The organism is Pseudarthrobacter sp. YAF2 (genome assembly GCF_052113345.1).
Taxonomy (GTDB): domain Bacteria; phylum Actinomycetota; class Actinomycetes; order Actinomycetales; family Micrococcaceae; genus Arthrobacter.
Genome location: NZ_JBFRDA010000008.1, coordinates 122,777 through 135,491, shown reverse-complemented (window position 1 = coordinate 135,491; position 12,715 = coordinate 122,777). Strand labels below are relative to the sequence as shown.

The following is a 12,715-nucleotide window of genomic DNA, read 5'->3' as shown; positions in this document are numbered from 1 at the left end:
CGTGGAAACCCCTGCTTACGCCTGGATCCTGACCCTTGTGCTCATCGCAGGGCTGCTGGCCTTTGATTTCTTCTTCCACGTCCGGAAGGCCCACACCCCGTCGCTGAAGGAATCAGCCGTCTGGTCCGCAATCTATGTGAGCATCGCGGTGGTGTTCGGGCTTGCGGTCCTGGTCTTCGGCGGGCCGGACATGGGCACCGAATACTTCGCAGGCTATGTGACGGAAAAGGCGTTGTCAGTGGACAACCTCTTCGTGTTCCTGATCATCATGGCCAGCTTCAAGGTGCCCCGCGCGGACCAGCAGAAGGTGCTGCTGTTCGGCATCATCTTCTCCTTGATCGCCCGCACCGCGTTCATTTTCCTGGGCGCTGCGCTGATCAACAGTTTCGCCTGGGTCTTCTACATCTTCGGGCTCATCCTGCTGGTCACGGCCGGCAACCTGCTCAAGCCGGACAGCCACGACGACGACTCCGACGGCCTGGTGGTGCGGCTCGCCAGGAAGTTCCTGCCGGCGTCGGAACACTATGACGGCGACAAGCTGTTCACGCTGGAGAACGGCAAACGGGTCCTGACGCCCATGCTGCTGGTGATGGTGGCGATCGGCGGTACGGACATCCTGTTCGCCCTGGATTCCATTCCGGCGATCTTCGGCCTGACCCAGAACGTATTCGTCGTTTTCACCGCCACGGCGTTCTCGCTGATGGGCCTGCGCCAGCTGTTTTTCCTGATCGACGGCCTGCTGGACCGGCTGATCTTCCTCTCCTACGGGCTGGCGGTCATCCTGGGCTTCATCGGCGTGAAGCTGATCCTGCACGCCCTGCACGAGAACACCCTGCCGTTCATCAACGACGGCAAGCACGTCAACGTGGTGGAAGTCAGCACCGCCGTGTCGCTGGGCGTGATCCTGGGCGTTTTGGTGGTGACCATCCTGGCATCCATCTTCAGCCCCAAGGGCAACGCCAAGAACGCCGTCTCCGGGGCCAGGCGGCACGCCGTCGAGTACCTTGACCTCAACTATGAGACGGACATGGCGGAACGGGACAAGATTTTCGCCAAGATGTGCCGCGAAGAAGACCAGATCCGCAAGCTTCCCGAGAAGTACAAGCGGTTGGTCCGCAATGAAACCGAGTTTCTGGAGCTGCTGCGGAACGCTCATGACGAGCACGACAAGGCCCAGGTGCGGGCTGCCGCGGCCGAGGGCTGACCTACGGAGTGAGGGCGGCAGCGCCCCTGGCCAGGCCGGTGATCCGGCCCCAGTCCTTGGCCGCGACGGCGTCTGCCGGGGTCAGCCAGCTGCCGCCCACGCAGGCCACGTTGGCCAGCTTGAGGTAGTCCGGAGCGGTGGCCAGGCTGATGCCGCCGGTGGGGCAGAACTGGACGTGCGGGATGGGCGCGCCGATGGCGGCCAGGTAGGGCGGACCGCCTGCCGGCCCGGCGGGGAAGAACTTCATCGCGTCCAGTCCGGCTTCCAGGACGGCCAGGACTTCGCCAACGGTGGCGACGCCGGGCAGCACCGGGACGTCCAGCAACAGCATGTGGGTGAGCAGCGCGGGGGTGATGCCGGGGCTGACCAGGAATTTGGCGCCCGCCTGCACTGCGGCATCGGCCTGGGCGGGCGTGAGGATGGTGCCGGCACCAACCAGGATGTCCGGGACCTCGCCGGCGATCAGTTTCAGCGAGGTCAGGGCGGACTCGGTCCGCAGGGTCAGCTCGATGATCTTCACCCCGCCGTCCACCAGCGCCCGTGCCAGGGGCACCGCGTCCTGCGGGTCGTCGATGGTGACCACCGGGATGACCGGTGAAACGCTGAGGACACCTGATGCGTCAGCCATGGTTGATCTCATTTCCCAGGCCGTCCGGCCCGTTGGTTTCGATGATGCGGTACCAGTGCAGCAGCAGGTCCCGGAAGTCCTTGTTCCCCGCGAGGGCAGGGTCGACGACGGGCCGGAACCCCAGCAGTGCCGGCACCACGGTGTCCGCGGTGCGGTCCTCGGGGAGCGCGGCCTGCAGCTCCTGCGCCAGGGGATCGTTCAGGTCTGCTGCCGGAGTGCCGGCCACGTGGTGCATCCACGCGGCAACGGCGAGCGCTGCCCACCGTGGTGCGCGGCCGGCGTCGAGCGTTCCCCGGACAGTGGTGAGCAGCCGCAGTCCGACTTTCTGTGAGCCGTCGCTGCCCACCTTGGCCGTGGTGTGGCCCAGCGCCGGGTTGGCGAACCGGCGGAGCACCTCATCGCAGTACTGCTCCCCGTCGAGCCCCGCCGGGAGGGTGATGCCGGGCAGGGCTTCCTCCAGCATCATGCGCCGGCAGGCGGTACGGAACGGCGCCACGGCCACGGCATCGCTGATGGTGTCCTTGCCGGCGAGGAGGCCGAGGTAGGCCAGCATCGAATGGCTGGCGTTGAGCAGCCGCAGTTTGGCTGATTCCCAGGCGGCAACGTCGTCGCTGAACAGGGCGCCGGCAACCTCCCAGCGCGGGCGGCCTGCGGGGAAGTTGTCCTCCATGACCCATTGTTTGAAGGGTTCGGCCACCACGGCGGCCTCGTCCCTTACACCGAGTTGATGTTCGACGGCGGTCAGGTCGCCTTCCGTGCTGGCGGGCACCATCCGGTCCACCATGGTGGACGGGAACGCCACGTTTTGCCGCATCCAGGCCAGAAGAGACCCGCTTTCAGTCGCGGGCAGGGCCGCCGCAAAGTCCGTGGCGAGGGTTTCCGTCAGTTCCCCGTTGGCCGGGAGGTTGTCGCAGGAGAGCACCGTGACGGGTCCGGCGCCGGTGGTTGCCCGCCGCTGGAGGCCGCGGACGATCTGCCCGATGGCGGTCACCGGCGGCCGGCCGGCCAGGTCGGCTTGGACGTCGGGATCGTTCAGGTCGAGCGTCCGCGTTTGCGGATCGAACCGGTAGCCCTTCTCGGTGATGGTGAGGGTGACGATCTTCGTGGCAGGGGTGCCGATGCGCTCCACGACCAGTTCCGGGTTGTCCCGGCCGGAGATGGCTTCGACGATGGTGGAGACCACCCGCAGCGGGGCGGCGCCTTCGCCGCGTTCGGCCACGGTGAAGAGGCCATCCTGCGGTGTCAACTGGCGGGCCACGGTATCCGAGCGCTGGGTGACGCCCACGATCCCCCACCGGGGATCGTGGGCAGCCAGCATCGCGTCCTCGGTGAAGACGGCGGTGTGGGCGCGGGCGAAGGCGCCCAGGCCGAGGTGGACGATCCCGGGTTCCAGCCGGTTCCTCTCCAGGGCAGGTTTCCGGCCGCTGGCCGCCAGTGACAAGTTGGTCAGGCGTTCGATGACACGGCCCCCTTTGAGGAGGCCGCGGCGTGCGCACGGGTCTGCTCGAACGTGGGGATGAAGCCCGTGCCGCCCTTGCCCCCCACCACCAGCGAGGAGGCGGCAGCACCGTACCGTGCCGCCGTCGGGAAGTCGTCTCCCAGCACCAGGCGTGCGGTGAGCGTGCCCACGAACGCGTCTCCGGCGCCGGTCTGGTCCACCACCGCGGGCGCCGGAATCGCCGGCACCCATACGGAGTCCACGCCGGAGTCGAGCTGGACCCCCTTGGCACCGCAGGTGACGGCCACCGCGTTGGCGCCCAGCGAGCGCAGTCTGGCCACGGCTTCCTGGGGAGTGGACACCCCCAGCAGGGCAGCCGTCTCGCCCGGGAACGAGGGCGTCACCAGGAAGGCCTGCGGGGCAAGTTCGGTCAGTGCCGCCGCCGCGTCCGCCACGGTGGTGAGCCGGGGCCGGAAGTTGGGATCGTAGACAAAGCGTGTGGCCACGGAGGCGGCCTTGACGACGGCGGCGCGTGCCGTCGTCGAAATGGCGCAGGCAATGCCGCCAGCCACCACCGCGCCGGCCGCGGCGAAAACGTCCGGGTCGACGTCGTCCGGTCCCAAGCTGGAGCCGACGCTGCCGCTGCGGGCGTAGGAGAATTCGCGCTCGCCGTCGGGGTCGCTGTGCACCAGGTAGACGCCTTGTTGCCCACGCCGGTACGTCAACAGATCGGTGGAGATGCCCAACTCGGCGATCCGGGCTGCGATGGCCTGCCCCAGGTCGTCGTCGGTGAGCACGGACAGCAGGCCCACCCTGGCACCCGCGGCAGCGGCCGCCGCGGCAACGTTGAGGGCGTCTCCGGAGATGCCCAGCCGGGCTGGAACGCCATGGCCGAAGGGCTGGTCGGTGGCGACTTCGATGAGGATCTCCCCCATCACCACCACGTCATAGGATTCGTGGGCTGCAGTGTTCACCAGTCGTGCACCGATCCGTCCAGGCGCCGGTTGACCGGCAGGTACTTGGGGTCGAAGGGGAACCGCGCGGCGGCTTCCTCGTTGAACTCTACGCCCAGCCCGGGGGCGTCGCCCGGATGCATGTAGCCGTCCGCGAAGGTGTACGAGGTCTTGAAGACGTCGCCTGCGGGGTCGCGATGGCCCATGTATTCCTGGATGCCGAAGTTCGGGATGGACATGTCCACGTGCAGCGCGGCGGCGAAGGACACCGGGGACAGATCGCCGGCACCGTGCGAGCCGGAACGGACACCGTAGAGGTCGGCGAGGGAGAAGATCCGGCGCAGGTGCGTGATGCCGCCGGCGTGCGAGACGGAGGTGCGGATGTAGTCGATCAGGCGTTCGGTGATGAGCTGCTGGCAGTCCCAGATGGAGTTGAACACTTCGCCGACGGCAACCGGCGTGGTGGTGTGCTGGCGGATCAGGCGGAACGCCGACTGGTCCTCGGCCGGCGTCGGATCCTCGATCCAGAACGGCCGGTACTGCTCCAGCGAGGCGCCCAGCCGGCCGGCTTCGATGGGGGTCAGCCGGTGGTGTACGTCGTGCAGGACGTGGACGCCGTAGCCGAACTGGTCGCGGACGTGCGCCATCATCTTCGGCGCGAAGTCCAGGTAGGCAGTGGTTTCCCAGGTGTCTTCCTGCGGCACGTTGCCGCTGGCCGGTTCGTACAGTTTGCCGTCCACCGGGGCGATGCCGTAGGTCTTGTCCAGGCCCGGCACGGCTGCCTGGGCGCGGATCGCCTTGTAGCCAAGGTCCAGGTGGTGCTGGAAGTCGGCGCTGAGGTCCTCCAGGGTTGTGCCACTGGCGTGGCCGTACACCATCACGCCCTCCCGCGCGGCCCCGCCCAGGAGTTCGTAGACCGGCATGCCGGCCGCTTTGCCCTTGATGTCCCAGAGCGCGACGTCGATCGCGGCGATGGCGGTCATGGTCACCGGACCGCGGCGCCAGTAGGCGCCCTTGTAGAAGTACTGCCAGGCATCTTCGATCCGGCGGGCGTCGCGGCCGATCAACAGCGGGCACAGGTGTTCGGAGAGGTAGGAGGCTACTGCCAGCTCGCGGCCGTTGAGGGTGGCGTCGCCGACGCCGGTGACGCCGTCCTCGGTTTCGATAACGAGCGTGACGTAGTTCCGTCCGGGTGACGAAACCACAACCCGTGCGTCGGTGATCTTCACTGGGAGTCCTTCAGGTGGTGGTTGGGCAAGCTGGATCGCGGCCGTTGCCGTTCCGGCGGACCGGGACGGCAACGGCTGCGGGGTGGGTGGTGGTTCAGGATCCGCCGAGGTGGAGCATGACCTTGCTGCTGCCCGCGGCGGGGTCCGCGGCGGTTTGCATGGCCTGCTGTGCCTCGTCGATGCCGAATTTGTGGGTAATGACGGGCGAGACGTCCAGCCCGTTTGCCATGGCGTGCAGGGCGTCGGTGATTTCGTCCACGAACCGGTAGGACCCGATCCAGGTGATCTCCCGGGTGACCAGGTCGCCCAGCGCCGCCGGCGCCGGCGTGCCTGGCAGGTTGCCCACCTGGATGACCGTCCCGCCGCGGGCGGTGGCGCGAAGGACCCCGCCCAGAACTGCCGGGAGGCCAGTGGCTTCGAAGACGATTTCCACGTCGGCCGGCAGCGGATTGCCGGAGACATTGAGGACCTCATCTGCACCCATGGCCTTGGCAATCCGCAGCGACGCGTCGCTGATGTCGGTAGCGGTCACGGTCCGGGCCCCGGCGTACTTGGCGGCCGCGGCCACGAGCGATCCGATGGGTCCAGCGCCGTTGACCAGCACGTCGCGCCCTTGGAGATTGCCCGCACGGCTGACGGCATGCATGGCGACGGCGAGTGGTTCCGCCAGGGCACCGCGGAGGGTGTCCACTCCGTCGGGCAGGGCACGGACCTGGAACGCCTTGGCGAGCTTCCGTTCGCTGAAGCCGCCGTCCGTGTGCGGATCGAATGCCGCCGAGCCGAAGTACCGGATCTGCGGGTACAGGTTGGTCCGGCCGCGCAGGCGTTCCGGCATGGTGCCGTCCCCCACCAGTTCGGCCGGGTGCACCGTGACGGGCTGGCCCACCTCGAGATGGTCGACGCCGGCGCCCAGCTGGGCGATCCGGCCGGCAACCTCGTGGCCCAGGACGAGCGGTGACTTCAGCGCCGCCGTCCCGGATGCTCCGTGGCGCCAGTACGAAAGGTCACTTCCGCAGATGCCGCCCCATTCGACGTCGAGCACTACTTCCCCCGGCCCGGCAACCGGTTCCGGCCGGTCATCGATGCGCAGGTCGTTGGCGCCGTGGACGACGACCGCCTTCATACTGCGTCCTCAAGCCGGACCATGTCGCGGCCACGGACCTCCGGGCCGACGGCGGCGGAAACCAGGGTGATCAGCGAGTAGCCGATGAGCATCGCGGCGAGCGGCCACCAGTGTCCGGTGACTGCGGTGAGGGTGGCTGCCAGCAACGGACCGATGGCGGTGGCCAGGATGCCGCCGATTTCCTTGGCCAGGGCAAGCTGGGTGAAACGGGTGCGGGCTCCGAAGAATTCGGCCATGGTCACGCTTTCCATGGCGAACAGGCCCAGGACGCCAAGGTTCAGTCCGACCACCATCGCAATGGTGATCAGTGCGTTGTTCCCGCTGGTGATCATGAGCATCATGGGGATGGCGTAGACGACGGTGAGGGCGCTGAGCACCAGGTACAGCGGGCGGCGGCCGAAACGGTCTCCAAGAAGGCCTACCAAGGGGATGGTGACGAAGCCGAGGAGCGAGCCATACATGATCGCGTTGGTGCCCACGCTCTTGTCTGCCAGCAAGACCGTGGCCAGGTAGCCCACCAGGAAGGTCTGCACCAGTCCGGAGTTGCCGGCCTGGCCGAAGCGCAGGCCCAAGGCAATCAGGAACGCCTTGCCCTTCTTCTGGTGCAGGGCCGCTTCGATGGTGCTTGTCTTGGCGAGTTCCTCTGCCGCGGCGATTTCGCGCTTGGACAGTGCAACGCCGTCCACTACGTCAACGCGCTCTTCGAAGACCGGGCTTTCCTTGATGGAGCGCCGGATCCAGATGGCGAACAGCATGATGACGAAACTGGCCAGGAACGGGATGCGCCAGCCCCAGCTCAGGAGCTGGTCCTGGGACAGCGATGACACCAGGATGGCCCACAGGGCGGAGGCGCCGAGGGTTCCGGAGTTGGTGCCCAGGCAGACCAGCGAGGAGATGATGCCGCGGCGGCGGGCGGAGGCGAATTCCGCGAGCATGACCGTGGCACCTGCGATTTCCGCGCCCGCACCAAAGCCCTGGATGAGGCGCAGGGCCACCAGGAGGATGGGGGCCCAGATGCCGACCATGGCGTAGGTGGGCAGCACGCCGATGAGGGTGGTGGAGGCGCCCATCAAGGCGATGGTGATGTAGAGGACCTTCTTGCGGCCGATCCGGTCACCCATGCGACCGAAGTACACGGCCCCGAACAGGCGGGCAACATAGCCGACGCCGTAGGTGGCCATGGCGGCAATCAAGCCGATGACGGGGCTGACGTCCGGGAAGAAGATCTTGTTGAAGACGATGGCGGCCGCCAGGGAGTACAGCTGGAAGTCCATGAACTCCATGGCCGTGCCAAGCCAGCCGGAGACGGCGACTTTGGCGAGGTCGCGGGTGCGTGCGGCCTCCGCCCTGGCGGGAGGTGGGAGGCGCAATGCTTTCGGTCATCAGTTGCTCCTTTGCAGGTGATGCTGTGGATGGGGATGAAGCGTTACCGGGGTAGCTGGGGCTGCCGTATCCGGCGCCGCTGAGTGCGGACAACAGGGACCGGCAGCCGGACGATTTCTACTACCATACAAGCACTACCATTCTAGTGTGTCAACGGGCTAGACTGAATGCATGGCAACGGATAAACGAGGCGCTACCCCCCGGCTTTCGGTGCGCGACCAAACCCTTGAAACGCTCCGACGCAGGATCATTTCGCTGCAGTTGCCCCCTGGCGAGCCGTTGTCCGAGAACGAACTGGCCCAGGAGCTGGGCGTCAGCCGCACTCCGGTCCGCGAAAGCCTCATCCTCCTTCGTGAGGAAGGGCTCGTTCAGGTGTTCCCCCAGATCGGTTCGTTCGTCTCCCTGGTCGACTTGGGGCGTGTCTCGGAAGCGCAGTTCGTCAGGGAGGCCATCGAGTGCGCCTCCCTGCGGGACCTCGCTGTTGACAGTGACGGCATCGCTGGACTGCGGACCATCCTGCAGGCACAGTCCGAGGCCGACGCCAAGGACGACGTGGAGGAATTCTTCCGTTTGGACGAAGATTTCCACCGCGAGCTCCTGCGCCTTGCGGGACACGAATCAGCCTGGGCCGCCGTCAACTCCGCCAAGGCGCACCTGGACCGTGCGCGCCGGATGAGCCTGCTGGATACACGGCCGGTGTCCACCTTGATCGAGCAGCACACCGCCGTGGTCGACGCGTTGGAGGCCAACAACCTCCGGGATGCGGACAGCAGCCTGCGCCTCCATCTCCGCGCAGTCTTCGAGGACGTCCAGCGGATCCAGGAAGCCACACCGGAGCTGTTTTCCGACGGCGAGGCACGCCGTCCGTCCCGGCGCAGCGTGGCACGGCTGGCTTAACCTCCTTTGGGGGAGGTCCGGCAAGCTGGTAGTGCCCGTTTGTCCGACCCTCTTGCTACGTTTGGAGCAGGTTCAAACTTGGCCAGGAAAGCGTTCCCTGCCCAGGCCATCGATGGGGAGGCACTGTGTTCCTGCTTGAAGCTGCCGGTGTTGACGGCGGTTCCCGCGTGGCCCCGGACCTGGTCTTTTCAGCCAGCGACCTCGTGGCCGCCAGCGAATGCGAGTACCGCACGCTCCGCGTGCTGGACGAAAAACTCGGCCGCGCAGCCAAAGCGGAGTTCCCTGCTGACGAGATGCAGCAGCGGGCAGGCCGGTTGGGCGACCAGCATGAGCAGACCGTACTTGCGAGCCTGCTGGCCAAGTATGGCCAGTGGGATGCCAGCCGCGGAGCGGGTGTCTACTCCCTGGAGCGCGGCCAGAACCTCCGCGGTGAGCTGCAGGCAAAGCACGCGGAAACCGAACTTGCCCTCCGCTCCGGCGCAGACGTGGTGTTCCAGGCAACCTTCTTCGACGGCGAGTTCCTGGGCTACGCGGACTTCCTGGTGAACGAGGCCGCGGGCACCGGAAACCCGGGCCGCTATGAGGTATGGGACACCAAACTTGCCCGCCACGCCAAGGTAGGAGCGCTGCTGCAACTCGCCGCATACGGCGACCAACTGCTGGGAATGGGGCTGGAACCCTCGCCCGTTGTCACACTGGTGCTCGGCACCAAGGTGGGCGAGGACTGGCTCCGAAGCAGCCATTCCCTGCCGGACCTGCTTCCCGTCTTCCGTGAGCGGCGCCGCCGTTTCCGGCACCTTACGGCCGGCCACCGCGCCGCAGACGCCCCCGCGCAGTGGCAACAGCCCGGCGTCGTGCATTGCGGCCGCTGCGACTACTGCGCCGAGCAGGTGACGCTCCACCGGGACCTGCTGATGGTGGCGGGGATGTCCGTTGTGCAACGACGCAAACTTCACGCCGCCAACATCACCACAATCGACCAGCTTGCGGCGATGCCCGCCCCGGATGCACAAGGCTCACTGGCCCGCCTCCGTGCGCAGGCCCGGATGCAGCTGGGCATGGACACCGCCGCCGGGTCCCGCACGTTCACCAAGGACGGGCAGCCCCACACGGTCTCCTACACAGTCCTTGCGGACAACGCGATCGGTTCGCTTCCCGCTCCGAGCGCCGGAGACATCTTCTTCGACTTCGAAGGCGATCCGCTCTGGCAGGATCCAGCCACCGGCGCGTGGGGCATCGAATACCTTTTCGGCGTCGTCGAGGCCCCTGCGGCGGACACCGGAAGAGCGCCGGTATTCCGTCCGTTCTGGGCGCATTCCCGATCCGGTGAACGCCGCGCCTTCCTGGAGTTCCTGGAATATGTGGAGAAGCGGCGCGCCCAGTACCCGGAAATGCACGTCTATCACTACGCGGCCTACGAAAAAACAGCCCTGCGGAACCTTTCGCTCGTGCACCAGGCCGGCGAGGACACGGTGGACCACTGGCTCCGGCAGGGACTGCTGGTGGACCTGTACGCCACCGTTCGGCATTCCATCCGGATCTCCGAGGCCTCGTATTCCATCAAGAAACTGGAACCGCTGTACATGGGAGACAACCTGCGGTCCGGGGACGTCAAGGACGCCGGCGCCTCCGTGGTGGCCTATGCCGCCTACTGTGCCGCCCGAGATGCCGGCCGACACGAGGAAGCCGACGCGATCCTGGCTTCCATTTCGGACTACAACCAGTACGACTGCCTTTCCACCCTTCGGCTCCGGGACTGGCTGCTGGAAATCGCCCCCCAAGCATTGAAGGACACCGGATCCGCCGGGCAGCCGGCGAACGCCGCTGGACTGCCGGTGGCCACGGCGGCGCCGGCCGGACCTCCCGCCGACGACGACCGCCCGCATCCGCCGGACGAAACCCCGGAGGAAGTGCAGCTGCGCGAGTACCTGGGGGGCCTCCCTGATGACCGGCCCTGGACCGCTGACGAGCGGGCCATCGCCATGGTTGCAGCGGCCACCGGGTACCACCGGCGCGAACGGAAACAGTTCTGGTGGCAGCACTTCGACCGCGTCGAAGCGCCCGTGGAGAACTGGTCGGACCAGCGGAACGTGTTCGTGGTGTCATCGGCGGAAGTCATGTCCGACTGGGCCCTGGCCAAACCACGCGAACGGATGCGCACCCGGGTCCTGAAGCTCCGCGGAACCATGACGGAAGGCTCCGATTTCCGTGTCGATTCCACCTGGTGCCGGCTCTATGACGCTCCGGGCCCCGAGGGCATGGCTGCCCCAAACGCGGCTCCACAGGCCCGGGCGTATGCCTTCAAGACCCGCATCCACGATCTCACGGCGGCTCCGGACAACCCGGAACACACCATCATCACCATCTCTGAGCGGGAATCCAGGAAGGTCGCGGCCTACCCACACCTCCCGATAGCGCTGACCGAGGATACGCCCATACCAACAGACAACATCGAGGCCGCCATCGCGGAACTTGCCCGGTCCGTCGGATCCACCGTGCCGGGCCTGCCCGCACAGCCGGGCCTGGACATCCTGCGCAAGGTGCCCCCGCGGTTCGGCAGCTTGGGCGCCCCCGCTGAAGTCCGCCACCGGGAGGACGGGGCGGCCGACTATGCCGCGGCCATTGCCGAATCCCTGCGGGACCTCGATGCTTCGTATCTGGCTGTCCAGGGGCCGCCGGGTACAGGCAAGACCCACATCGGTGCGCACGTGATCGGCCAGTTGGTGCGGGAGGGATGGAAGGTAGGCGTGGTCGCGCAGTCGCACAACGTGGTTGAAAACCTGCTCTGCCGCGCCATCGAGGCCGGCGGAGTCGACCCTTGCGTTGTTGCCAAGAAGCTCGCCGCGCCCCACCCGGTCCCGTGGGCAGCAACGGACGATAGCGACGTCGGCCGCCTGCTGGCCACACCGGGCGGCTGCCTGGTGGGCGGCACCGCGTGGACCATGACCGGCAAGGAAGTCCCCGCAGGGTCCTTGGACCTGCTGGTGATCGACGAGGCCGGGCAGTTCTCGCTGGCCAACACGCTCGCCGTGTCCCGCGCTGCAAACCGGCTGCTCCTGTTGGGTGATCCCCAGCAGCTGCCGCAGGTCACCCAGGGGGCTCATCCGGAGCCGGTGGACGAGTCTGCCCTGGGCTGGCTCGCGGCCGGGCATGCAACGCTTCCCGCGAGCCTGGGCTACTTCCTCGCCGATACCTGGCGAATGCACCCGGAGCTGTGCAGGGCGGTATCGAACCTCAGCTACGACGGAAAGCTGCAGTCCGCACCGGCCGCGGGCCTGCGTGAACTCGACGGGCTGCCGCCCGGGGTGGAGACGGTGTTCGTCAACCACAGCGGCAACGCTACTGCTTCCAAGGAGGAAGCAGAGGAGGTGGTGCGCCAGGCCCGACGCCATCTCGGCCTGAAGTGGACGTGCGGCCCGGATTCAGGGTCCCGTCCGCTTGAGCAACAGGACCTGCTGGTGGTGGCCGCCTACAACGCCCAGGTGCACCTGGTCCGGAAAGCGTTGGCGGAAGCCGGGCTGCCGAAGGTACGGGTGGGCACCGTGGACAAGTTCCAAGGCCAGGAAGCGCCGGTGGTGTTCGTCTCCATGGCCTGTTCGGCAGTAGCGGAGGCTCCACGCGGCGCGGAATTCCTGCTGAACCGGAACCGGATCAACGTGGCAGTGTCACGCGGTCAATGGCGGGCCGTCATCATCCGCTCCCCCGAACTCACCAGTTATATGCCGCACAAACCGGCGGCACTGGAGGAGCTGGGCGCATTCATCGGCCTCAGCCCGCGGGAGTAGGCCCGGCGTTTTTTGTCCAGTGCATCCTGCTTGTCCAGCGCTGTCTGTTTTTTCAGCAGCGGGCCTGTCTGTTGG

Annotated in this window: 9 protein-coding genes; 3 read left to right on the top strand and 6 right to left on the bottom strand. The window is 67.1% G+C overall.

What is annotated here, in order from left to right:
- The first annotated feature begins 1 nt into the window (after position 1).
- Positions 2-1,204 carry a TerC family protein gene (locus AB4Y79_RS10260; protein WP_441861061.1) on the top strand — a complete coding sequence of 401 codons (1,203 nt, stop codon included), beginning with the start codon at positions 2-4 and terminating at the stop codon, positions 1,202-1,204.
- 1 nt (position 1,205) lies between these two features.
- Here the strand turns inward: AB4Y79_RS10260 and eda are convergent, their stop codons facing one another.
- The 6 genes from eda to AB4Y79_RS10230 form a co-directional block, all read right to left on the bottom strand.
- Positions 1,206-1,832: a bifunctional 4-hydroxy-2-oxoglutarate aldolase/2-dehydro-3-deoxy-phosphogluconate aldolase gene (eda, locus tag AB4Y79_RS10255; RefSeq protein ID WP_441861058.1), complete on the bottom strand. Its 627-nt coding sequence runs from the start codon at positions 1,830-1,832 to the stop codon at positions 1,206-1,208.
- Positions 1,825-3,273, bottom strand: coding sequence for a mannitol dehydrogenase family protein (locus AB4Y79_RS10250; protein WP_441861055.1), 1,449 nt, complete (start codon positions 3,271-3,273; stop codon positions 1,825-1,827). Before AB4Y79_RS10250 ends, eda begins: the two co-directional genes overlap by 8 nt.
- Positions 3,274-3,278: 5 nt before the next feature.
- Positions 3,279-4,244 (bottom strand): PfkB family carbohydrate kinase, encoded by a 966-nt coding sequence (locus tag AB4Y79_RS10245; protein ID WP_441861053.1) that lies wholly within the window; start codon positions 4,242-4,244, stop codon positions 3,279-3,281.
- Positions 4,241-5,452, bottom strand: coding sequence for a D-mannonate dehydratase ManD (manD, locus tag AB4Y79_RS10240; RefSeq protein WP_441861050.1), 1,212 nt, complete (start codon positions 5,450-5,452; stop codon positions 4,241-4,243). The genes AB4Y79_RS10245 and manD overlap by 4 nt, the downstream gene beginning before the upstream one ends.
- Positions 5,453-5,546: 94 nt before the next feature.
- Positions 5,547-6,575 (bottom strand): L-idonate 5-dehydrogenase, encoded by a 1,029-nt coding sequence (locus tag AB4Y79_RS10235; RefSeq protein ID WP_441861047.1) that lies wholly within the window; start codon positions 6,573-6,575, stop codon positions 5,547-5,549.
- Positions 6,572-7,945, bottom strand: coding sequence for an MFS transporter (locus AB4Y79_RS10230; protein ID WP_441861045.1), 1,374 nt, complete (start codon positions 7,943-7,945; stop codon positions 6,572-6,574). The genes AB4Y79_RS10235 and AB4Y79_RS10230 overlap by 4 nt, the downstream gene beginning before the upstream one ends.
- Before the next feature lie 184 nt (positions 7,946-8,129).
- On the opposite strand from AB4Y79_RS10230, the gene AB4Y79_RS10225 reads away from it, so the two are divergent.
- Complete coding sequence (locus tag AB4Y79_RS10225; RefSeq protein ID WP_441861042.1) at positions 8,130-8,855, top strand: GntR family transcriptional regulator; 726 nt, start codon at positions 8,130-8,132, stop codon at positions 8,853-8,855.
- Between the two features lie 125 nt (positions 8,856-8,980).
- Positions 8,981-12,640, top strand: a complete 3,660-nt coding sequence (locus AB4Y79_RS10220; RefSeq protein WP_441861040.1) for a TM0106 family RecB-like putative nuclease — start codon at positions 8,981-8,983, stop codon at positions 12,638-12,640.
- Positions 12,641-12,715 lie beyond the last annotated feature (75 nt).